16 protein-coding genes and 1 pseudogene are annotated in these 23157 nt (G+C 39.0%); 10 read left to right on the top strand and 7 right to left on the bottom strand.

Annotated features, from left to right (window positions below; all coding sequences use genetic code 11):
• The first annotated feature begins 66 nt into the window (after positions 1-66).
• Together BUA59_RS03765 and BUA59_RS03760 are read left to right on the top strand one after the other, a co-directional pair.
• Entirely contained in the window at positions 67-2943 is a 2877-nt protein-coding gene (locus BUA59_RS03765) for a cache domain-containing protein (RefSeq protein ID WP_072838381.1), read from the top strand.
• On the top strand, positions 2936-3637 hold the full coding sequence (locus tag BUA59_RS03760) for a response regulator transcription factor (protein ID WP_072838380.1): 702 nt from the start codon (positions 2936-2938) through the stop codon (positions 3635-3637). Before BUA59_RS03765 ends, BUA59_RS03760 begins: the two co-directional genes overlap by 8 nt.
• 282 nt (positions 3638-3919) lie before the next feature.
• On the opposite strand, the gene BUA59_RS03755 is transcribed toward BUA59_RS03760, so the two are convergent.
• Together BUA59_RS03755 and hglS are read right to left on the bottom strand one after the other, a co-directional pair.
• Positions 3920-4570 (bottom strand): Fic family protein, encoded by a 651-nt coding sequence (locus BUA59_RS03755; RefSeq protein WP_217653720.1) that lies wholly within the window; start codon positions 4568-4570, stop codon positions 3920-3922.
• 1005 nt (positions 4571-5575) lie between these two features.
• Positions 5576-6982: a 2-oxoadipate dioxygenase/decarboxylase HglS gene (hglS, locus tag BUA59_RS03750; RefSeq protein WP_072838379.1), complete on the bottom strand. Its 1407-nt coding sequence runs from the start codon at positions 6980-6982 to the stop codon at positions 5576-5578.
• Positions 6983-7441: 459 nt separating this feature from the next.
• Between hglS and BUA59_RS03745 the strand changes: the two genes are divergently transcribed.
• The 7 genes and pseudogenes from BUA59_RS03745 to BUA59_RS03715 form a co-directional block, all read left to right on the top strand.
• Complete coding sequence (locus BUA59_RS03745; RefSeq protein WP_072838378.1) at positions 7442-8428, top strand: Bug family tripartite tricarboxylate transporter substrate binding protein; 987 nt, start codon at positions 7442-7444, stop codon at positions 8426-8428.
• 74 nt (positions 8429-8502) lie between these two features.
• Entirely contained in the window at positions 8503-8994 is a 492-nt protein-coding gene (locus BUA59_RS03740; protein ID WP_072838377.1) for a tripartite tricarboxylate transporter TctB family protein, read from the top strand.
• Positions 8995-9026: 32 nt separating this feature from the next.
• On the top strand, positions 9027-10499 hold the full coding sequence (locus tag BUA59_RS03735) for a tripartite tricarboxylate transporter permease (RefSeq protein ID WP_072838376.1): 1473 nt from the start codon (positions 9027-9029) through the stop codon (positions 10497-10499).
• Between the two features lie 132 nt (positions 10500-10631).
• On the top strand, positions 10632-12023 hold the full coding sequence (locus BUA59_RS03730; protein WP_072838375.1) for an FAD-binding oxidoreductase: 1392 nt from the start codon (positions 10632-10634) through the stop codon (positions 12021-12023).
• Between the two features lie 31 nt (positions 12024-12054).
• Positions 12055-12804 (top strand): electron transfer flavoprotein subunit beta/FixA family protein, encoded by a 750-nt coding sequence (locus tag BUA59_RS03725; protein WP_072838374.1) that lies wholly within the window; start codon positions 12055-12057, stop codon positions 12802-12804.
• A 10-nt stretch (positions 12805-12814) separates the two neighbouring features.
• A complete protein-coding gene (locus BUA59_RS03720) occupies positions 12815-13744 on the top strand; it encodes an electron transfer flavoprotein subunit alpha/FixB family protein (RefSeq protein ID WP_072838373.1) in 930 nt (309 codons plus the stop codon).
• A gap of 33 nt (positions 13745-13777) precedes the next feature.
• Positions 13778-14122, top strand: a pseudogene (locus BUA59_RS03715) (NAD(P)/FAD-dependent oxidoreductase); the annotation flags it as partial.
• Between the two features lie 18 nt (positions 14123-14140).
• On the opposite strand, the gene BUA59_RS03710 reads toward BUA59_RS03715, so the two are convergent.
• Positions 14141-15055, bottom strand: a complete 915-nt coding sequence (locus BUA59_RS03710; RefSeq protein WP_072838372.1) for a LysR substrate-binding domain-containing protein — start codon at positions 15053-15055, stop codon at positions 14141-14143.
• 1537 nt (positions 15056-16592) lie between these two features.
• Between BUA59_RS03710 and BUA59_RS03705 the strand changes: the two genes are divergently transcribed.
• Positions 16593-19172, top strand: coding sequence for an EAL domain-containing protein (locus tag BUA59_RS03705; protein ID WP_072838371.1), 2580 nt, complete (start codon positions 16593-16595; stop codon positions 19170-19172).
• Positions 19173-19478: 306 nt separating this feature from the next.
• Here the strand turns inward: BUA59_RS03705 and BUA59_RS03700 are convergent, their stop codons facing one another.
• The 4 genes from BUA59_RS03700 to BUA59_RS03685 all read right to left on the bottom strand — a co-directional run bounded on the left by BUA59_RS03700 (position 19479) and on the right by BUA59_RS03685 (position 23046).
• Complete coding sequence (locus BUA59_RS03700) at positions 19479-20366, bottom strand: histone deacetylase family protein (RefSeq protein ID WP_084122123.1); 888 nt, start codon at positions 20364-20366, stop codon at positions 19479-19481.
• Between the two features lie 557 nt (positions 20367-20923).
• Positions 20924-21703: an amino acid ABC transporter ATP-binding protein gene (locus tag BUA59_RS03695; RefSeq protein WP_072838369.1), complete on the bottom strand. Its 780-nt coding sequence runs from the start codon at positions 21701-21703 to the stop codon at positions 20924-20926.
• A 35-nt stretch (positions 21704-21738) separates the two neighbouring features.
• Entirely contained in the window at positions 21739-22392 is a 654-nt protein-coding gene (locus tag BUA59_RS03690) for an amino acid ABC transporter permease (protein WP_072838368.1), read from the bottom strand.
• 12 nt (positions 22393-22404) lie between these two features.
• Entirely contained in the window at positions 22405-23046 is a 642-nt protein-coding gene (locus BUA59_RS03685; protein WP_232617105.1) for an amino acid ABC transporter permease, read from the bottom strand.
• Positions 23047-23157: the final 111 nt, after the last annotated feature.

Here is a 23157-nt window from a genome sequence, read left to right as displayed (position 1 = left end):
AACAAGCCGATGGCGCCAAGAAAGTTTGTGATAGGATTAGGTTCTAATAAAAAAAAGAAGAAAATCATGTTTCGTATGTCGGCTATTACTCTTCGACTGTTTGTCTTATTAATACTGCTGATAAGTAGTATTTTCGGTGCTATTTACCTTTTTTCTGTCCCTTTGATTAAAAACAATGTGTTTAAATTAGAGCTCAATTCTAATCGTCAGGTGTTAAACGTTGTTTATGATTTAGCCAGTAGTATTTCCTTTAATTCCGATACCTACATTAATCGTACCTTAAGTCATCATGAGCAGCGTTTAAAATCCATTGTGGAACTCACTGAAAACTACATTGAAAGTGCTGTTGTGAATGGCAGAGCGAAAGGACGTTCTGAAGAAGAAATTTGGCAGGACATTTTTTTTAGTCTGCGTCATTTTAAGTTTGGCTTTGAAGGGTATGTATGGATAACAGACTACAATGCGAAAATTTTAGCCCATCCATCGCCACTTTTTAATGACTCTGATTTGTCGCTTTACACTGACGTTGATGGCGAGCTTGTCATTCCAAAGTTGGTGGATTTAGCGCTTAAAGAAAACGAAGGCTTTTACAAATATAAGTGGAATCGGCTTAACGAAACGCAGATCATTGATAAATACTCTTTTGTTAAAAACATGGCTCAATGGGGCTTTGTTATTGGGGCTGGTGTTTACATTGACGACCTTGAAAAAGAGATCGCCGCACAAAAAGAAAAAGCGGTTAAAGACATTGCTGACGTTCTAAAAGACATTAATATTGCGAATAACGGCTATTTGTATGTGTTTGACTCAAACGGCAACATGCTGTTCCACCCTAATGCTAATATCAATGGCATTAACTTCAAAACACAGCTCAACCCTGTGACAGGCCATCCGATTTACAAAGATTTGATGGCGATGGCGGATACTGGTGAAGAGCTGTATTACAAATGGGATCGTCCTGATGACCCAGGACGTTACAATTACGAAAAGTTGTCGCTTACACGACACTTGTCTGGTTTTGATTGGTACATCAGTTCATCGGTATACTTTGATGATTTGATGTTCAGCTCGATCCAATTGAGCCAGCGTATTGTGGCTATTGGCGTTGTGGGTTTATTCGTTGGTGCGCTGCTGGCGTTTTTATTTGCTAAATGGATTACTTCGCCAATTCGTAAGCTGTCATTGACAGCGCAAAAGATCAATAAAGGCGATTTGATGGCAAAAACGGGCATTAAACGTAATGATGAACTGGGCGTGCTCGCTGAGTCGTTTGATTATATGGTGTCATGTTTACGGGATAATATTACCACCTTAAATCTTAGAGTTGCAGAGCGGACCCAAGGCTTATCAGACAGTAATCAACAGCTGTTAGGGGCTGTGCAAAGACTGGAATTAACCCAATCTGAATTACGGGCTGCTGAGGCAAGACAGCGACTCATTCTTAATGCCCTGCCAGCACAAGTCGCTTATTTAGACAGCGATTTGCATTTTGTGTTTGCCAATCGTGAATACCTCGAAATTTTTAACGAAACCAAAGACAGTATTGTTGGTAAGCCTATTTCAAGTGTTGTGAACGCTGAAATGTATGACGCAATAAGCCCACATATTGAACGTGCGCTGCAAGGTGAACGCGTTATTTATGAATACCCTTTAATTGACAAGGGTAAACCTATTTTAACGCGACGAACGGTATTGCCTTTTTATGATGATAATAAAAAGGTAGTGGGCTTGCTAACATTATCGATTGATATTACCAAAGAACGCGAAACTGAAAATCGCTTGGCTGAAGCCAGTAAAATGAAAACGGTAGGGCAGCTATCGGGTGGTCTTGCCCATGATTTTAATAATTTACTCACCATCATTTTGGGTAATCTTTTAGAATTGCAGCTTGAAGATACGTTTCCACAAAAATGGAATTATCACTTAGTACCAGCAATAAGAGCCACTCGTCGTGGTGCTGATTTAACTCGGCGCTTATTGGCTTTTTCTCGTCGTCAGCCATTGTCTCCTAGTTATATTGAGCCTAAGTCTCTTATTCGCGATGTGGTAGAACTTATTTCCGCGCCTTTACCAGACAATATTGTCTTGATAACCCAAGTTATAGACCACTGCCCAGCTATTTATGTTGATTCGGCCCTTATGGAAGACGCATTGGTAAATCTGATGTTGAACTCCGCCGACGCCATGTTAAAAGGTGGACGATTAACCTTAGCCGTTAATAAGGTCAATGGCGCTACCTTGTCGACTCATTATTCTTTTGATGAGTCTATTTCACCGGGGCAATATGTTTTATTTACGATACAAGACAGTGGAACGGGCTTTACGCCGGAAGCCTTAGTTAAAGCGTGTGAACCGTTTTATACCACTAAATTATCTGGTGCGGGTTCTGGGCTTGGATTGAGCATGGTGTTTGGTTTCGTTAAACAGTCAAAAGGTTATATGCGAGTAGCGAATAACGACGATATTGGCGCCTGTGTTGAGATTTTATTACCTGCGACTGATGGTATAAATAACAGCTCTCTATGCATTTTGCCCACTACAAAACGCTTGTCAAAAGAAAGTAAAGACGCACTGGTTCTGTTAATAGAAGACAACCAAGATGTTCGCGCTGTTGTCCGTCAGCAGCTGGTGGGGTTAGGCTACGCTGTGATCGAAGCCAGCACCGCCGATGAAGCTATGAATCTACTTAACATGGGCTTACCTTCTTTAGTAGGCGTGGTATCAGACGCAGTGATGCCAGGATCAGCAACTTGTTATGATGTGAATGTGTTGATTCAAAAAAAATACCCCAAAGCCTTTTTTATTCTGATGACAGGTTATAGCGATAAACTGGTGAACATTGAATACAACGGTATTTTTTTACAAAAGCCTTTTGATAGCAATGCACTATTTAATGCAATAGAGGCAAACTTTATAAATAATTCAGGACACAATAATGACTAAGAAATGTCTGATTTATATCGTTGAAGATGAAAAAGATCTGGGAACCTTGATTTGTAATACACTGAATCAATTCTATTTTGACACAAAATACTTTGGTAATGGTCTAGAAGCAGAGCAAAAAATTGCGGCTAAACAACCAGATATTTGTATTATTGATCTGACATTACCCGACATGGACGGCATCGACCTGATTCGACGCTTACAGCACAAAAATATCGGCATTATTATAGTGTCAGGAAGAGACGCCCTCACTGATCGTGTGCTTGGACTTGAACTCGGAGCAGACGATTACATAACCAAACCCTTTGAACCGCGTGAATTAGTCGCACGGGTGCAAAGCTTGCAGCGGCGTATGCAATTACACGAAGAAAAGCCTGTTAATAAAACTCAATACGCTCGATTTTCTGGGCTTACTTATCATCCTGGGTCACTTACACTCAATACTGATACACCACGTCAAGAAACCTTGAGTCGCGCAGAAGCAGATATGCTAATGGCTCTACTTAAACATCCCTATCAAATACTGTCACGTGACCAATTATTGGGAGAAAATACAGTGCCTTATGATCGCAGTATTGACGTACGCGTTTCTCGCTTGCGTAAAAAAATCCAACCAGAAAATGATAAAAATGCTCTAATCAAAACCGTCTATGGCGCAGGTTATATGCTTGTCACGGAAGTGGAGTGGGGTTGATGTTCCAAGGTAAGCAATGGAATGGACTCATCTGAGTGTCTCCGATTTTACTAGACATTATTAAACTCGAAAATCCTCATGTAGTTTCTGCCAATGTATTTTGACTTGTTATGGAACATGCGAATAAGTCCCTTTCTCTAACCATGTTGTGATGTTTACGCTCCCTTTTTGTGTTTGTTCAAGGATTTCATAGTAGCTTTTACTATTTGCCAATATGCTCACTGACATTGCATAAAATCGAACAGATTGGCTCTCAGCTTGAGCTAATGCTAGGTCTGTAAGTTATCGAGTGATACGACCGTTTCCATCGTTTAATGTATGTAAAGTGACAAACCAAATTTGAGTGATAGCGGCTCTTAATAATGGATCTAGTGAAGCTTCTTTTTTTGAGTCATTAAACCATCGGATAAAATGATCTAATTCTGTATCAAGCACTTCTCGTGGCGGGGCTTCAAAGTGAATGGTAGGACGATCAATACGACCAGAAACAACCTGCATTGGTTCACTTCCTCGTAACTGGCCACACATGATAGGGCTGAGCATGGCATAGCCTTTAGGAAATAGTTTTTCATGCCAATTTAGAATTCTCTTTAAACTCAGTGTTGAATCAAGGTTCTCAATGGCATCGATCATTATCTCAGCGATCCCATCAGTTTGCTCAGTAGTAGGAAACGAGTTTTCTTCTGTCAAACCGAATTTGTTGGCTAGTGAGGAGCGTACTGAAAAGGCATTCAGTTTTTCACCTTCAATGGCGCTTGAGTTCACGATGTTGGCCAAAAGTGTATCCAGCATACTTTGCTTTTTATCATGGGATTGACTGACCATTTTACCCAATAGAACCCCTTGGTTAAGGCGCGCTTCTCTTAACATGGGCTTTATAACATTTTTATCCCATGTAAAGTTAGGCCAGTTTTCTTGCTGCCATATCCACATAACACTATTAATAAAATCATATTTCAATCTGAATATGGTGGTTTATCAGATCAAAGGTTAATTTGAATAGTGTGGGTAATTACATTCTAGTCGTTGTGAAGAGTGAGTAAATGGAAGTCGCTATAAGGAAAAATTGAGCGTGAATAGGTTAGTTTCCAGCAAATTTTTTTGTGGCTTGGTCTACAAAATAATACTTTATAGGTTATTTTTGTAGACCTTTTGTGGTGATGGGAAGATTGTAATCCCACGAAAATTCAAGTTTACTACGAATCAAAGTAACAAAAATGTCCAAAAGTATTCTTTGATTCAAAGCAATTGAAATCATGTATTTATGGGGATTTTTGCTTTTAAGGTATGGGCTAATTTGAGATGCTTTGATTCGAAGGGTAGAGGTCATGGACCAAGATGGGATCAAAATGGGCCAAAATCCCCTGATATAGAGTTTTATTGCCTTATATTGCTTTGATTCAAAGGATGTATGTTTACTAAGGCATTGAATACGTTATATAAAGTAGTTCATTGCCATGTAAGGGAATATTCAAAGTAACCTTGACATGGTAGAGGTCAGCAGTTCGAATCTGCTTAGTCCTACCACATAATTAAGTAATAGAATCAAGGGCTTACGTTAATTCGTAAGCCCTTTTTTTGTGTCTGTTTATCCTTACTTTATCCTTACTTTATCCATTTCTTATCCTTTGTTATCCGTTTTTTGGTAGTGTTTAGCAGTTTTTGAGCTTGTTTTTTGCGCTTATGATGTGAGTGATATTACTGTCATTTTCGTGCAGGCATAAAAAAAGAGTGGTTAGCTCTCTTCTTCGTCGATTAGTGCTGAGTTGCGATTAATCCTACAGATACTTTTTTAGTCAGATTTTCTAGCCGATTTTTATCGCCAATGAGCGAAATATATCACTTAGTTAGTGGTGTACTTACATGCGTTTGGACTGTTTGCAATGTTCATGAATGCATTGCAAACAGGTAGTTTGGATTCGGCTCCACTATTTGATATTAAGCTTTAAGCTGTGCAAGATTGAGTGCTTCGCCACATTTGATTATTGATCGCTTTTGCGTATTAGCATAAAGAGCTAGCTCGTTAAGTACTTCTGCCCCAAGAAAATTTTGAAATTCTGTCTGATTGGATGAAATTTTGTAGTCTGTTTGAGCGTTATCTCCGAGGTTTGATTGGAAAATTCCAGCAGCACTAACAGGTAGGAAGTCTTCATATACTAGCGGCTCGTACTCGATGTAGCCGGCGTTAATCAAGTCCTTTAAATTAGTTGGAAATGTTTTATTGTTCAATGCCTCATAGCCTTTGTTCGTTACAAAATAGCGGAAGTAGGCGAGGTTCTGATCGTGCATTTCTTTATGACTGTCTGGGAACTGAGAAAAGTGTTTTTCTAGTATTTCTGTGTAGAGCTGTGCATTTTCCTCATTAGGAAATTCTTTCAATTCAGACCGACTAGCATTCAGTAATTCGTCATATAGCGTTCTACCCTTTGGAGTCAAAGCCGCACCACGTTGTTCAATCTCGCCGAAACGAGCAGTGTGGCTGCCTGCTTCACTGCCTTGGTCGCTGAACGCCACTTTTTCTTGCAAGGCTTTGAAGCTAGTTTGGCGCAGTAAAATAGGGCAATTACGACGTGGTGGGCCTTCAACAACGGCTTTCGGCGTAATATTTCGAGCTGGCATTTGAGTTTGAACTTGGTCGATATCTAGCGTGCGAGGGGTCAAGTGGTTGATGTGAGGACCCTTGAAAGCAACCACATCCGCAATTAATCTGTGCTGATCATGTAGCTTTTTATATTCGTCACTTGTGACGGTTGCAGTCGTGTGCCAGCGAAACGTTTCTAACGCTTCATCAATAAAAGTCTCAGCATTAGCTTGGCTCAGTCCACCGTTGAGTTCAAACTGTTCGATTAGTTCTAATACTCTCGGAGTGAATATCTGTCGTTTAGCCAGTGTGTCTGCTGCGAGTTGCTGTGTCTCTGAGTTATCTATCAATTCGAGTCTAAGTAACGATGTGAAAACTCGAAAAGGACTGATTTGTAAGTCTTCCTCATGTACTGCGCGAAACGCTGTGGAGTGCACTGGTACACCAGCAGGTGTTAAATCGTAGTATCCAACTGGCTCCATTCCCATGACGGCAAAAAGACGACGAATCGTTGAAAGCTCAGATGGTGTGCCTACACGAATAGCACCATGACGTTCCATTGATAGGCGTTTCAACTCGCCTGTTCGTTCTAAATGAGCTTTAGTATTTGGTGATTTTTCTAGTACTTCTTGATTTATGTCCTCTACTAAAGTGAGTAGGTCACCATAAAGAGGCACTTCTTCTCGGTACATATCAGACATGTGCTTAGAAAACCGCGCACGGATTTCAGATGGATTAACAAAACTCTCATTCTTTGGCTGCATGGTTAAAAACCTTTCAGAATTATTTAATTGGATTTTTTTAATCTGCGGACGAGTAGGTTCATTTAAACCTTTAACACGAATCAGTTTGATGTAGATTAGCTCAAAACATAAAGCGATTTATATGCATAACATCATTCCAAATTTGAATGGAAGGCCTTTAATTCAATATTTTCTAGTAGGATAAGGACATTGATCTTGAAGTTATTTAGATTTGGAGTGATTACTTTCCTTATGCGATTTTAGTTTTTGAAAATGTTAATTTTTGTTTTTGTTGGTTTTTTTTAATTTTTCTATATGTGTTTTTTTTGAGGAGGGTAAAACATGAAAAAATCATGCATTCATAAAATGAATGAAAGGTGTTCATATTTTGATGTTGTCTTGTGCTTGTCTTTTTAAGAGTATGTGTATCGAACATACAAATAAAATCCAAAGCCGAAATAAAAATAAAAGAGGCAAAAAATGAAGATTAAAAATGCTGTTATCGCGATTTCCCTTGCTACTTCAAGTGTTGTGATGGGATTGGGGGCAAGTACTGTTTATGCTGATTGGCCAACGAAGGATATTCACTTAGTAGTGCCGTATTCTGCGGGTGGCAATACGGATGTACTGTCGCGTCAAGTGGCGGATTTACTGCAAAAAGAACTGGACGTAAACATCATAGTAGAGAACCGACCTGGTGCTGGTTCAACGGTAGCGACGGGTCGACTTGCTCGTGGTGGTCGTGATGCTGATCACACAATTTTGATGGCATCACCTGGACATGTAATTGGAGCTTCCATCTATCCTAACCTTCCTTATGACGCTGTAAGCGATTTCAAATTTATAGAAAAGCTGCTTGATGCTCCAAATATTATGGTTGTGCCTTCTAGTAGTCCGTATAACACCGTTGCTGAATTTATTACAGCGGCTAAATCTAAGCCTATGACCTTCAGTCATCCAGGAGTAGGCAGCTCCATACATATGTCTGGGGAGTTATTTAAAACACTGACTAAAACAAAACTTACTGCTGTTCCATTCCCTGGCAGTGGTGCAGCACTTCCTGCTCTTTTAAGTGGGGATGTTGATGTCTCATTTGAGAACGCTTCTACCGTTCTTCCTCATATTCAGTCTGGTGGTTTAAAAGCCCTTGCAGTTACTTCAAAAACTCGTTTCAAGGCATTACCTAATGTGCCAACGGTTATAGAAACTGAAGGTTATGATTTGGGAGGGTTTGTGACAACGGTGTGGAATGGCGTAATTGCAGGAAATGACTTCCCGGATGAAGGTGTTGAGGTATTGCAAGCGGCATTGCAGCGCGTGAAAGAAAGAAAAGAGTTTACTGAATTCATCGATAAAATGGGCGCTGAGAAGAGCTCTGTTTCTGGTGAGGAGTTTAAGTCTTTCATCGCCTCAGAAGTTGAACGTTGGAAAATGGTTGCTGAAGAAGCTGGTGTTCGTCAGAACTAATGCGGCTACCGAGCGAGAGAGGTAGGTTTTTTCTTACCTCTCTAAATACTAGTAAGCTTAATAAGGTACCTAAAATGTTCAAAGGTTCTAAGCAATCATCTGCTGATATTTCGACAGTCTTGGTTGGCAGTGTGATGCTGGCCTTGGCTTGTCTGTTACTGTTTTATCTTGTCCCTCAATATGTAACTGAGCCGGCAATGGTTCAGAATCCTATGATGTCTCCAAGCTGGCTACCTCGTTATATGGGGTGGTTGATTTTTCTAATAGCGATTTTGCTCATTATCCAAGGTTTATTCCGTAATGATAAAGACAATAAGGAATCCGCTGGTTCTGAACGAGGCCCCGTTTTACGGTTTTTGTTAATGGCTCTGGCGTTGGTAGTCTATTTGTCTTTTTTTGAGTTAATTGGCGCCATATTTAGTGGCGTCCTAGCCACTCTTATACTCTTTGCTGCTCACCCAATTCGAAAAAAATGGGTATATAGCCTCGCATTTATTATTCCTGTTGTTATCACTTTATTGTTTACCAAGGTTCTAGGTGTGCCATTACCTGTAATGCCTTATTAAATAAGATTCTTGAGTATATTTAGGATTGTTTTATGGAAAATTTTTCAGAAGTTTTATCGCTCTTTTTTGTGTGGGATAACTTCATTGCAATTGCTATCGGTGTCTTTTTAGGTGTTGTAATTGGTGCTATTCCTGGGCTTACAACAACCATGGCTGTGGCGTTAGCATTGCCTTTTACATTCTCTATGGAGCCTGTCTCAGCGATACTTCTACTAGTGGGGATATATAAAGGTGGTATGTATGGTGGGTCGATAACAGCAATATTGATCCGTACACCAGGCACACCTGCTTCAGCTTGTACGCTATTGGATGGCTATCCTATGGCGCAAAATGGCGAGGCGAAGAAAGCACTAAAAATGTCCCTATATTCTTCAGTGATAGCCGATATCATATCTAATATTTCACTGATATTTTTTGCTGCGTACCTTGCGAAAATAGCTTTAAATTTTGGTGCTCCGGAATTCTTTTGGCTTATCTGTTTCTCCCTGACCATCATCGTGTCTTTATCAGGGGCTTCAGTTCTCAAAGGCTTTTTAGCGGCTGCATTAGGGCTCATGATTTCCTTAGTAGGTTTAGACCCTGTTTATGGATCTCAAAGACTCACTTTTGATGACTACAATTTGATGGATGGAATCTCGTTCATACCCCTGCTAATTGGTCTTTTTGCTATCCCTGAAGTGATTGATTTTTACCAACGAAAAGTCGCATCAAAAATTGTTATCAATGCAAATGGTAAAGAGGTTTCTTGGAGTGAGTTTAAAAGATGTCTTAAAACGATTGTTCGAGGCAGTTTCATTGGCGTCATCATTGGTGCTATTCCAGGTAGTGGTGCGACCGCAGCAGCCTTTATTTCTTACAGTGAGGCGAGAAGAAAATCTCCTAATAGAGAAAATTTTGGTAAAGGTGAAATAGAGGGCGTTGCAGCAGCCGAAGCTGGAAACAACGGTGTAGCAGGGGCAACTATGATTCCTTTGCTTTCTCTTGGGATTCCTGGAGATGTGGTGACGGCGATTATTCTGGGGGCATTCATGATTCATGGACTGACACCTGGTCCTTTAATGTTCCAAGATAATCTCTCGCTCATCTACGCGCTCTTCATAGGAATCATGGTCAGCTCCTTATTTTTATTAGTAGTTGGGCTTGGCGCTATAAAATATTTCTCAAAAATCGCAGATGTTCCAAAGGAAATATTATTCCCAATCATTGTGATGTTTTGTGTCTATGGTGCCTATGCCGTCAATAACAATACGTTTGATATTTGGTTAATGATGGGCTTTGGTGTTCTAGGTTATATATTCAATAAAACTGGGATTGCTTCTGCACCTTTTTTAATAGGATTCATATTAGGCCCTATGTTTGAAGATAACCTTAGGAGATCATTGTTAATTGGTAACTATGACATGTCTATTTTCTTCAGAGGACCGATTACATGGTTCTTTATCGTACTGACACTTGGGTCAATTTTCTTTTCTTTTAAACGATGGCTTGCTTATAGGAATAAATAGAAAGCCATTATTCTGATTTAAAGACTTAATTCTAAATTAAAAAAATATTTATTTCCTTTTTTAGGTAAGGGTTAACCCTGCCTGTTTATAAAGATTTTTATATTCAAACTTATTATAAGGTTGAGGGTTCGTATGGATACTTTGTTGGATTTCATAGAAAAAGTGGTGGGTGCAAAAAATATCCTTCGTGGTGAGGATGTTCGTGCTCGACCTGCAGATTGGATTACAAAAGAGCCGTGTTTGGCGTTAGCGCTTGTCAGACCAGCTAGTGCTGATCAGTTATCGCAAGTAATGGCTTTGTGTTACGAAGCGGATCAGCCAGTCGTGACACATGGTGGTTTGACTGGGTTGGTGCGCGGTGCTGTAGCAGCATCGAATGAGTTAGTTATCTCGCTTGAGCGTATGACTGAAATTGAATCGGTCGATCCTGTGGGCGGCACTTTGACCGTTCAGGCTGGGGTGCCACTTCAAATCGTTCAAGAGGCTGCGGAGCAAATCGGGATGCAGTTTGCGTTGGATTTAGGGGCTCGAGGGTCTTGTACTATCGGTGGCAATATTGCGACGAATGCAGGCGGTATAAGAGTTATCCGTTACGGCATGATGCGTGATCAAGTGCTAGGTCTTGAAGTGGTACTGGCTGACGGTTCAGTGGTCAGCTCAATGAACAACATGCTGAAGAATAACGCTGGTTATGATTTAAAACATATGTTCATCGGAAGTGAGGGAACACTTGGAATTGTTACCCGTGCGGTTCTCAAATTGCAACCACAGCAGTCTGCGTCACAAACGGCCCTAGTCGCTTGTGACAGCTTTGAAAGTCTTGTTGGGTTACTGCAGCACATGAGACAAACATTAGGAGGAGAGCTCGGTGCATTTGAAGTGATGTGGCGCAGTTATTATGCATTATTGACGAAAGAAAGCGGTCGTCATAATGCCCCTCTAGATACGGATGCGCCTTTTTATGTGTTGATAGAGAGTTTGGGGAATGACCAAGCTGAGACAGCTCAACGATTTGAGCAGGCGATTACATCGGCTTTTGAAAAAGAGCTTTTAAGCGACGCCGTAGTAGCAAACTCCGATACACAACGTGACCGTCTTTGGGCTATTCGGGAGGATATCGAAGGGCTTTCTGAATTAATTGCTCCACGCTTTGTTTTTGATATTAGCCTACCAATAGTAGACATGGATACCTATGTTAATGAACTAGAGGTGTCGGTGAGAAAAATCTGGCCAGATGCCAAAGTTGTTGTATTTGGGCATTTAGGTGATGGCAATTTGCATGTCTCAATTTCGACAGGGGATTCCAATGAAGAAACGCGTATTAAAATTGAGAGTTTAGTTTATAAGCCACTGCAGGAAATAGGTGGATCCATTTCAGCAGAACATGGAATAGGATTAAAGAAAAAAGATCACCTAAGCATATCTAGAAACCCTGGTGAAATAGCACTAATGATGAGGCTAAAAGAAGCGATGGACCCAAAAGGTTTATTGAATCGTGGAAAAGTTTTGCCGAATAAAAACTAAATTACTTAATAAATAATATCGAGACCTATTTATGAAAATAATTGTTAGCGTCAAGCGCGTTATTGATTACAACGTAAAAGTACGCGTGAAGTCTGATAATTCAGACGTAGATTTGAGCAATGTGAAAATGGCTCTTAATCCTTTTTGTGAAATTGCAGTTGAAGAGGCAATACGTCTAAAAGAAGCTGGTATAGCTTCTGAAATAGTGGTGGTTTCAATTGGTCCTAATGCCGTTCAGGAACAGCTGCGTACTGCCATGGCGCTTGGTGCGGATCGCGCTATTCATATCGAAACTGAAAGCCAACCTGAGCCATTAAATGTCGCTAAGCTGCTTGCCAAAGTGATGGAAGCTGAGGAGCCTGGGCTGGTGATCCTAGGCAAGCAATCGATAGACTCCGATAATAATCAAGTTGGCCAGATGCTTGCTGCTTTAACTCGTCGTCCTCAGGGCACTTTTGCCTCGAAAGTAACTGTTGAAGGAGACAAAGCCCTGGTTACCCGCGAAGTAGATGGTGGTCTACGTACCTTATCACTGACACTGCCTGCAATTGTTACGACTGACCTTCGTCTGAATGAACCACGTTATGCCAAATTACCAGACATCATGAAAGCTAAGCGAAAGCCTCTAGAATTGAAGACTCCAGCCGATTTTGGTGTGGAGCTCAAGCAGCATATTTTGCAATTAAAAGTGGAAGCGCCAGCTCAGCGACAAGCAGGTATTAAGCTGGACAGTGTAGACGCGTTGATCGACAAGTTGAAAAACGAAGCCAAAGTCATTTAAGGAGAATGGGATGAGTATTTTACTTATTGCTGAACACGATAATAGCACACTCAATCCAGCAACTCTTAGTGCTGTGACGGCCGCAAGTCAACTTGGTGGCGAAATTACAATGCTGGTCGTAGGTAACGCTTGCCAGAGTGTTGCTGATGAAGCTGTCAAAGTTATGGGTATCAGCAAGGTATTGTTGGCTGATAGCGATGTTTATGAAAAAGGGTTGGCGGAAAATCTAAGTGCCTTGATTGTTGAGCTGGCTGCTGACTATAGCCATATTATTGCAGCAGCGAGCAGTACCATTAAGGATACGATGCCACGCGTTGCTGCCCTACTTGATGTCGGGCAGCTCACAGAAATCGTTGCTGTGGAATCAGTTGATACATTTAAGCGCCCGATTTACGCGGGTAATGCTATCGCAACGGTGCAATCCCGAGATGCGGTCAAGGTTATAACAGTTCGGACTTCGGCTTTTGAGAAGGCTAAAGCGGAAGGTGGAAATGCTAATACTGAGGTTGTAGATGTTGTCTTCGATATGGGGGTCTCGCGTTTCGTTAGTGAAGAGTTGGTTAAATCAGGCCGTCCAGAATTGACCGCAGCAAGTACAGTGATTTCCGGCGGACGGGGGCTGGGCTCTGCTGAGAACTTTAGCTTGCTTGAAAAGGTTGCCGACAAACTAGTAGCCGCGGTTGGTGCGTCCCGTGCAGCGGTGGATGCAGGTTTTGTAAGCAATGATCTGCAAGTTGGTCAGACCGGAAAAATTGTGGCGCCAGAGTTATATATTGCAGTGGGGATTTCTGGTGCGATCCAGCATTTAGCTGGAATGAAAGAATCTAAAGTGATTGTAGCTATCAATAAGGATGGAGAAGCGCCAATTTTCCAAGTGGCTGATTATGGCTTAGTAGGTGATTTGTTTGAGATTCTACCTGAACTGGAAGCAAAACTCTAAAACAGCCGTCAGAATTTCTAATCACACGCTCTAGGATCAAATGTGGCATACGGTGCTCGAGCTATTACTAGGGATGGGTTTAATTCTCTGCCAAAGATGACATATCCTGGTGGGTTATTGATCGGTTGCAACGCCGGCACTCTCAATTTCAGTAAGATTAAAGGGACCCATACAGCCATGAAATCGGGCATGTTGGCTGGTGAAGCTGTGTTTGAAGCAATTGCTGAGGGGAATGAAGGCGGCTCTGAACTGAATAGCTTCAGTGGCAAATTTAAGCCTAGTTGGGCTTATGATGAACTGTTTCGCTCTCGCAATTTTGGAGTATCGATGCATAAATTCGGACTGGCTCTCGGAGGCGCTTTTTATTTTGTTGGCCAGTACAACTGATGGGATTAATTATTGGGTTGACAGTTCTAGAAGCCACTCCCGTAAAGCCGACACAGTAGGAGATTGGTCTTGATGAGGAGTGATGTGTAGAGAGTAGTCATATTTCAGTGTATCTACTTTTGACGGACTGAATGGCATAATTAATGATCCGTTTGTAAGCTCATCTTCAACGAGACAAGAAGGCACCAATGCAATTCCAATTCCAGCGATAGCTGCTTGGAGTACATGAGAAGTCATTTCGAATTGGGGACCAAGACGTATATTAGTTGTTGAAAGATCATGGACAGAAAACCATTGGAACCAATCGTCAGGCCTTGTAGATACTTGTAAAAGCGTATGTAATCCGGCATCAGATGGCGTGTTGAAAGGAACTCTTTCATGCAATGCTGGGCTAATTACTGGAACTAGATAGCCCTTGACTAGAGGATAGGATGCCATTCCAGGCCAAGCTCGTCCACCACCACTTATAGCGCAGTCCATTCCCTCTAATTCCATATTAAATTGGCGGATTTTTGCATGTATGTGTACAAGAATGTTGGGATGTTTAACATAGAAATCGGCCAAACGCGGCATTAACCATTTTGCTGCGAAAGTTGGTAAGCAGGCGAGGTTAATTGATGTTGCTGTGGATTTATATGTGTTTAAATTTTGTGATGCATTACGTATTCGTTGAAGTCCGCTGCTTACTTCTCTCATGTACATCGCGCCAGCTTCGTTCAATTGTAACTGCTTGCCATTTCGGTGAAAGAGTTCAACTTCCAGTAAGTCTTCCAAAGATTGTATGTGTCTGCTTATAACGCTTTGTGTGAGAGAAAGCTCTTTGGCTGCTAATGTAAAGCTAAGATTTCTTGCTGCAGATTCAAAAGCTAATAGCCAAGGCATAGATGGAGTAAGTCGGCGTGGGTTAGTTGATTTATTAGTCATATATTTACTCTATAGACCTCTATTCCATTTAGTATCGAATTTTGGGTAAGTTCGAATGTAGTGACTTAACTGGACTTTTCTAGACACTTCTAAGCCTTTGCCAATGTTCTCTCGGTTGGTGCTTATACTCTTCATTCATTGGAGAGTGGCCAAAGGTATCAGGCCGAAAAACCTTCGGCTTTTTTCATAATATCATCCAAATGCGGCTTTATTGCTTGCGATGAAATGTTAGTTTTAGTTGTCCATTACTCAAAGTGTTTATATGAGACATCGTACCATGCTTTTGTCTTCGCAAGGCTAGGAGGAAAGTGTTGTTTAAACATTAAACTGTAATTCATGACAGTGTACGAAATGATTTGTATTTTGAGCTTGGTGATCGAATTGAATTCGTAAAGATCTCTGAAAATATATATGGAGTAAACGCTGCGTGGATTCTCCCAGAGTTTACTGGGTATCAGTCATTTTTTCACTGTTAGTGATGTTTCTACTTTGACGTTACACCGCTAAATTTGCATCGCTAACACAAGAATTAGAGCGATTTTTAGCTCCCCTTATATAAAGGCAAGTGTTATCTAACCTCGCTATAATTGCTTGCACTTCAGCTTGTTGACCAGTTAACATCGTATCTATTTTACCCAACTCATCATTCCTTCCTGTTAAAAGATAAGTTAAAATTAAATATCCAGATTTTGAATCATTTTCTATTATTAGCTTTCTTAAAGGTGATGAGCATGCCTTTGCTTAAATAATACTAACCATACTAAATGTCAGACAGGTTTTAAATACTCCGTCACTTGCTAGATTCGAGCTGTAAAAATCTATTGGAATAAAAAGACGATTTTCTCGCGAAACTAATGATTTTTTAGCTCGCATTGTGATCTTTTCCGTTTTTTATTCGACCTAAGGTAAGCTATAAACGGATTAGTGCTCAATCATTTTTCCACTGTGATCAAAATTAGAGCTATGTAGGCATTAACCCAATAAAATGAAACCCCCTTACATTTTTTGACCATTAATCTTCAAAATTTTCCATATTTTTTTCTTTTACAATAAATTATCAAACGCCTGTTTTTTTAATATCTAAATTTCAAATAAAATTGTTGTTCTGACCCATTGAATCATCTTTTTTAGCCAGAAATTTTAACAAAATCATGATTTTTATAGGTAATATCACCATGTAAGTCAGTTGTTTTAATTAGTCTTAAATTTCCGGTTGAGATGATTTAAATAGAGTTAGATATGTTTTTTTATATTAAGGATTAAGGAACGTATTAAAAAATTTAAATTGTATTTGCAAATTGGTATGTATTTTAAATGTAAGTTTTAATGTTTATATTTAATGATTCATTAAATATAAAATCTATTTATAATTGTGTATTTATGTATGTTTATGGTGTATTTATGTAATTGTTTTGAAATGTTGTTTTCTTCTTTGTAGTTTATTGTTTTAATGCTAAACAATATTTATTTTGAGATATTTATAGATGATTGTAAGTCTATATATTATTTAAATTTATAGTTTTTAAGGATTTTTTTGATGCCGGCTAAGAATTTGTTATCTGATTTGTTTGTAGAAACACTTGAGCAAGCAATAGATAGTGTGGTTGTAATTAATCCTGAAAATGATATCGTTTTTTACAACTATTCAGCAGAAAAATTGTGGGGGTACAAAAGAAAAGAAGTCATCGGGAAAAATGTAAAAATTCTTGTCCCTGATAGCATTAAGCCTAATCATGATAATTATGTTAATGCTAATCGAAATGCTGGTGCGAATAAAATTGTCGGCACCAACCGAGATGTTGAGATAGTTTGCAAAGATGGTTCTAAAAAATGGGGATCAATGTCCATATCAAAAGTTAATGTTGACGGTGTTTTTTTGTACACTGCTTTTATTCAAGATGTAACATCTTCTGTTATTGAACGTAAACGTGTTGAAATGCTTTCTTTAGTAACGGATAAAACTGGTAACGCAATATTGATTACTGACGCTTCTTGGAAAGTTGTTTACATTAATGAGGGGTTTTCGACTCTTTTAGGATATGAAAATGACGATCTTTTGGGTCATACGCCCACTTCTGTTATTGCTCCGCACTTTAGTGAAGACCGAATTATAGAATTAAGAGAGACATTGGTAAACGGCGTTGAGGTCAAGATTGATGAACTTATTAAGAGTAAATGTGGAAAAAAAATTTGGTGTTCTGTGATGATTGATCCTGCTTTTAATGAAGCTGGAGAGCTCACTAACATTGTCGCAATTTTATCCGATATTACTCAAACAAAAATTCATGAAGTATTACATTCCAAAATTGTTGGCTCTCTAGCTAGAGATGAGCCTCTAGAGATGATTATGGAATCGGTTTGTCATGAAATTAGTCGGTTAATCGACGACATTACTCCTGCAATTTTATTAGTCAATGGTAATTATCTGCAACTTTTATCCTCTCCAAAATTACCGAGTGAATACAAGAAGTTTTTACAAAAAATTCCATTGGGTAGTGATGTTGATTCTTCAGGCACTGAGGCATATCTCAGTCTGCCAGTACTTGTTACTGATATTAAAAGCGCTCCATTATGGGATAATTTTAGTGGACCTATCTTACCCTTACCTTGCGGTTATAAAGGTTGTTGGTCCTCTCCCATTATAGGTAGTCAAGATGAATCTGTAGGTGTAATTGCTTTTTATAGAAAAGACAATCATCCTCCATCATTATTTGAACGGCAACTAGTAAAGGTACTTGCTCCGTTATGTTCTTTAGCTTTCGATAGGGAGAAACAGCGTGAAAATATAAGACATCTTGCCTATTATGATAGTTTAACAAAGTTGCCAAATAGAAGTGTTTTGCATGCTCGTGCAGAACAGGCTCTAAAGGATGTTGAAAAAAATAATGATGTTCTTGCTGTGCTCTTTATAGATTTAGATCGTTTTAAGTTAGTTAATGATTCTTTTGGGCATCATGTAGGCGATAAATTACTTATTGAGATCGCTGCAAGAATAAATGAAAAATGTTTAAACTCAGATATTTGTGGACGTTTAGCAGGAGATGAATTTTTATTAGTTGTTTTGGGGAAAAGCTCCAGTGATCTAAATTATTTTATTGAAGATTTAAGGTTGTCGTTTTCTCATCCAATAGAGATTAATGGTTCTAAAATCATACCCTCTGCTAGCATCGGTATAAGCGTTTTTCCTGAAGATGGTCATGATATTAGTACTCTAATTCATCGTGCAGATATGGCAATGTATCAAGCTAAAAAACAGGGGAAAGGACGATTTTCTTTTTTTAGTCATGAATTAAATCAATTGGCACTCGAAAGGCAAGAGCTCGAAGTTGAACTTCAAAAAGCAATATCAAATAACCAGTTAGAGCTAAATTATCAGCCTCAAATTAAAATGAATACAGGCAGTTTGTATGGAGTTGAAGCGCTGGCTAGATGGAATCATCCTAAGTTTGGTGCTGTTCCACCTACACGTTTTATAAAAATTGCAGAAGAATGCGGATTGATTACTGATCTTAGTCGTTGGGTATTGAGAGAGGCATGCCGTCAAATGTCAGTTTGGCGAAAAAAAGGTATATTTATTCCTACTATCTCTGTGAATTTATCCCCACTTAATTTTCATGACGTTGATCTTTGCAATTTAATAATAAGTGAATTGGAATATCATAACCTAAAAGTATTAGATCTTACTCTGGAGATAACAGAAAGTGTCTTACTTGATACAAATCCAAGAACAATCCAAGTTCTAAATGATATTCATAATAAAGGCATTAGTCTTTCAATTGATGATTTTGGAACAGGATATTCTAGTCTCAGCTACTTAAAGAAAATTCCTTTTAAAGAGTTAAAATTAGACAAGAGTTTTGTTTCTGAACTTGAAACAGATGATATTAGTCGAGCCTTAAGCCTGGCAGTGCTGAATATAGGGCATAGCTTAAAGTTAGATGTCGTGGCTGAAGGTGTTGAAAGTCAAGAGCAATGCAGAATTTTAAAAGAGCTAGGCTACGGTATTGCACAAGGTTTTTTGTTTTCTAAGGCGCTTAATTCAATTGAAATTGAAACATGGCTGAATAACTCTCAGATAGAAGTCATATCTAATGAAAAAATACATGTCGTTTCTTAGTAAGTAATCATAAAGTTGGATTATTTAGTTAGGGGGGATATGATTAAAAATAGTCGATATTTTTTACTTATCCAAAGTAACAATAAAAAGCCTTTACTGTTAGTAATCATTCAAAGAGTCGGGGCTTTTTGTGATTTAAAACGATCTGTAAAGTATAAAATTTTTTATACTGCTTCTTAAAACTCTCTTATTTTTCGAAACGTTAGGAAGGTAGTTTTATTGGGCAATGCAGCATGTTTTTCCAGACATTTACTACCGTTAGAGTCAGGCACCAAATAGGTGCCTATACTTATTGTTCAGATTAAATTATTCATTAATAAAAGCCTTCAATAAAGCCGCTAAATTATCTCCTAGAATTGGAGAAATATAACCACCTTCTTGTACGATTAATGTTGGTAGATTAAGTGCTTTCACGCGCTGTCCAATTTCTGAAAAGCCTGCGGTTGTTAAACCTAACATGTCAATTGGATCTTGTTCAGAGGCATCGAGGCCTAAGGCTAGGATGATGACATCTGGAGAGTAGGTTTTAAGTTGGTCAATTGCTTTTTCAAGTACATACATATAATCATTATCTGATGTACCCTCTGGAATCGGAAAGTTGATATTGAAACCATAACCTTGGCCTTCACCCTTTTCATGCTCATATCCCCAATAATGTGGATAGCAAATAGCAGGGTCAGCATGTATTGAGATTGTCATAACATCGCGACGATTCCAAAATATTGCCTGGGTTCCATTTCCGTGATGTAGATCCACATCTAAAATGGCAACTCTATCAAAGTCTTTTAATAATCTTTCAGCGGCAATAGCAGAATTGTTTAATATGCAAAAACCTGCGGCACCATCCGAATGGGCATGATGGCCAGGTGGGCGGCAAGCAGCATACGCAGTACTGGATTTTCCTGTTGCTATGCAGTCTGCAGCACTAATGGCTGTTTGTGCTGATGCGTAAGCTCCCAACCAGCTTTCTTCCCCAATTGGACAAGATAAATCCATAATATGCCATCCGATTTGACCAATAGTATCTTTGGGATATGAAGGAGTGTGTTTTACTGGGTGACTTTCAGGAAAAATCTCGGAGCTAGGCTCAGATAATAAAGCCCATTTAGGATAGATAGTTTTTAAAAAAAATAAATAATTTGGTGTATGAACTGCAGAGATAAATGACATGCCAAAATCATTAGCTTCTTCCAAGGGGATATTAAGCTCATTTATTACCTTTATAAAAACGTCTTCTCGCTCTGGGATTTCTTTTGCAGGTGTTGGTTTGCCATGTTTAATATAAAATTTAGGGCTGTGTTTTTTTTGGTTTTTATGATAGAAGGCTTTCAGAGTATTTCTCCATAAAGTTTATTATTGATAATAGGGCAGATGACATTATTTAAAAGCTTTACTATTTAATATGATGAACAAGTGTTTAATCAATTATTTCTAACAGTAATTCAGCACCAAAACCTGTTTTTCCTGCCGATTAAAATAACAAAATGGCACGACCATTTTAGGTCTTTATGCGTATTTTAGGTCTTTATGTTAAACTAAGTGTAACACCTAATGTGGTACTCACATGGCCATCATGACAGAAAAAAATCAGTCGAAAAACAATAAGCCTCTAAGGTTTCTCTAAATTTGATCTGCGCCATATTTTTTTAGTTCTCATATTTTCATATCCTTTGCATATCTAATGAAATAGAAAGCCGTATTTTTATACGGTTTCTTTATTAATAAAAATTTTAAAAAATGTTTTAGGATAATCAGGAGTTAAGATGCTTACGCAGAAAGTTTTGAGTCCGTTCCTGATCTGGGTTACTAAATAACTTCTGAGGAGCGCATTCTTCAACAACGACACCACCATCCATGAACATAGCCCAATCTGAAACATCACGAGCAAATCCCATTTCGTGTGTCACGATCAACATGGTCATTTGCTCTTCAGCTAGGCTTTGCATTACCTGATTAACTTCTTCAACAAGCTCTGGGTCTAAAGCAGAAGTCGCTTCATCAAATAGCATTACTTTAGGCTCCATTGCTAAAGCACGAGCAATAGCGACTCGTTGCTTTTGACCACCTGATAACCAATTTGGAAATACATCAGCTTTACTGGCAAGACCTACTCTATTAAGCAACTCCATACCAAGTTCTCTAGCTATTTTTGGGGGCATTTTTTTAAGTTTTCTAGGTGCTAAAGTGATGTTATCAATTGTAGATAAATGGGGGAAAAGGTTAAAGTGTTGGAAAACCATACCCATATTCTGGCGTATATGGTTAATATGCCGCTCAAATTGCAAACCTTTCATATCGGGCCGATTAACTTGCACTCCATCAAGAAGAATATTACCTTGATCAATTACTTCAAGGTGATTCACAGAGCGCAATAATGTACTTTTACCAGATCCAGAAGGGCCAATAATAGAGACTATTTTTCCTCTATTAACCGTTAAGTTGATGCCTTTTAGAACTTCCAAGTCGCCAAAACTTTTGTGAACATCACGAATTTCAATCATCGGTTCGTCTTTATTTCGTTCTGTATTCATTTCCGTTCTACCTTAATTATAAAATTGGTGAAGTTTTAACGACGATACGCTGTTTCACGTTCAAGCCAAACTTGTCCTAGTTCCATAAATATATTGATTAGATAATACATTGCAGCGATGACAATAAAGAATTCAAATGGTCTGAAAGACACACTTATTGCATACTGAGAGGCATACACTAATTCAGCAACCCCAATTGCTGATAAAACCGACGTGTCTTTTACCATCAAGATCATATTGTTTCCTAATTGAGGGATAGAGCGAATAAAAGCTTGTGGGACGATAATATAAAAAATAGTAGCTGCATGTCCGAATCCGAGAGATCGTGATGCTTCATATTGTCCATTTGATACTGACTTTATAGTCGCTACGAAGATGTCAGCATTATATGCCATATAATGAAAACCTAGTCCGAGTATGCCAACGAATATGGCGGGAATCAGAATCCATTCGCCAAGACCAAAATATAAAAAATAGAGCTGGAGTAATAAGGGCGTTGTCATGAATAGCCAGATAAAAAAGCGTAGGGGCCAACTCACTATTTTATTAATATAAATAGATATCACCGCTACTAATAAACCACCTACAATTGACATAAAAGCAACGATAACAGCAACAAGAGAACCCACTCCAACCCCTTTTAATAAGGTAGGAAAATAAGTTATTACCGGAGTGAAATCAAATTCCATTTCTGGAACCTCCTATAGGGTTGTATAACGCATTGCACGACGATAGGCTAATTCAATAATTCCCATTACCGCATAAATTATGATGACATACATAAACGCACTAAGCGTAAATATCTCTAAGGGTTTATAGGTAGAACCAATCAAACGTTGTGCTTGATAAGTTAATTCAACCACCGATATTATAGAAACCAATGAAGAGTTTTTGATCAACACGATGGCTAATATCCCGATAGAGCGGATCATCAGTGCAGCTGATTGCGGTAGTATAATAGATACTAAAGTTTGAACTTTCCCAAAACCTAGAGACCTTGAGGCTTCTACTTGGCCGCTATCAACAGACTCAATAGAGCCCCTAATAGCTTCGCTCATATAGGCCGCAATATTGAATGCACCGACGACAACTCCGCACGTAATGGGGTCAAGCCTTAAGCCAATACTTGGTCCACCATAAAACACTAATAATAGCTGCACGAAATATGGCGTTCCTCGGATGACACTAATATAGCCACGAGCAAACCAGCGTATAGGTGCAAATTGAAAAGACTGTAAAAAAACCAGTCCGCACGCAATAAAGAAGCCAAAAAATAATGAGCGGATAGAAATATCGATCGTGATCCACGCTGCTTTGACTAGCAACGGAGTAACCTCGATCATCAAATTGAAATCCATGAGCTTACCTTTGTTTTTCGTTATTAAGCTGCTACGTACAATGTAACTTCTTAATGAGAAGTATTAGCGTGAAAAAAGATCAGCGCATTAAATGCG

This window comes from Marinomonas polaris DSM 16579 (assembly GCF_900129155.1).
Taxonomy (GTDB): Bacteria; Pseudomonadota; Gammaproteobacteria; order Pseudomonadales; family Marinomonadaceae; genus Marinomonas; species Marinomonas polaris.
Note: the sequence above shows the minus strand (reverse complement) of the source record. Positions and strands in the feature narration are given on the sequence as shown.

Coding starts and splice junctions, on each gene's coding strand:
- BUA59_RS03765 (WP_072838381.1), top strand. CDS start 67: ATGTTTCGTATGTCGGCTATTACTCTTCGACTGTTTGTCTTATTAATA.
- BUA59_RS03760 (WP_072838380.1), top strand. CDS start 2,936: ATGACTAAGAAATGTCTGATTTATATCGTTGAAGATGAAAAAGATCTG.
- BUA59_RS03755 (WP_217653720.1), bottom strand. CDS start 4,570: ATGTGGATATGGCAGCAAGAAAACTGGCCTAACTTTACATGGGATAAA.
- hglS (WP_072838379.1), bottom strand. CDS start 6,982: ATGCAGCCAAAGAATGAGAGTTTTGTTAATCCATCTGAAATCCGTGCG.
- BUA59_RS03745 (WP_072838378.1), top strand. CDS start 7,442: ATGAAGATTAAAAATGCTGTTATCGCGATTTCCCTTGCTACTTCAAGT.
- BUA59_RS03740 (WP_072838377.1), top strand. CDS start 8,503: ATGTTCAAAGGTTCTAAGCAATCATCTGCTGATATTTCGACAGTCTTG.
- BUA59_RS03735 (WP_072838376.1), top strand. CDS start 9,027: ATGGAAAATTTTTCAGAAGTTTTATCGCTCTTTTTTGTGTGGGATAAC.
- BUA59_RS03730 (WP_072838375.1), top strand. CDS start 10,632: ATGGATACTTTGTTGGATTTCATAGAAAAAGTGGTGGGTGCAAAAAAT.
- BUA59_RS03725 (WP_072838374.1), top strand. CDS start 12,055: ATGAAAATAATTGTTAGCGTCAAGCGCGTTATTGATTACAACGTAAAA.
- BUA59_RS03720 (WP_072838373.1), top strand. CDS start 12,815: ATGAGTATTTTACTTATTGCTGAACACGATAATAGCACACTCAATCCA.
- BUA59_RS03710 (WP_072838372.1), bottom strand. CDS start 15,055: ATGACTAATAAATCAACTAACCCACGCCGACTTACTCCATCTATGCCT.
- BUA59_RS03705 (WP_072838371.1), top strand. CDS start 16,593: ATGCCGGCTAAGAATTTGTTATCTGATTTGTTTGTAGAAACACTTGAG.
- BUA59_RS03695 (WP_072838369.1), bottom strand. CDS start 21,703: ATGAATACAGAACGAAATAAAGACGAACCGATGATTGAAATTCGTGAT.
- BUA59_RS03690 (WP_072838368.1), bottom strand. CDS start 22,392: ATGGAATTTGATTTCACTCCGGTAATAACTTATTTTCCTACCTTATTA.
- BUA59_RS03685 (WP_232617105.1), bottom strand. CDS start 23,046: ATGATCGAGGTTACTCCGTTGCTAGTCAAAGCAGCGTGGATCACGATC.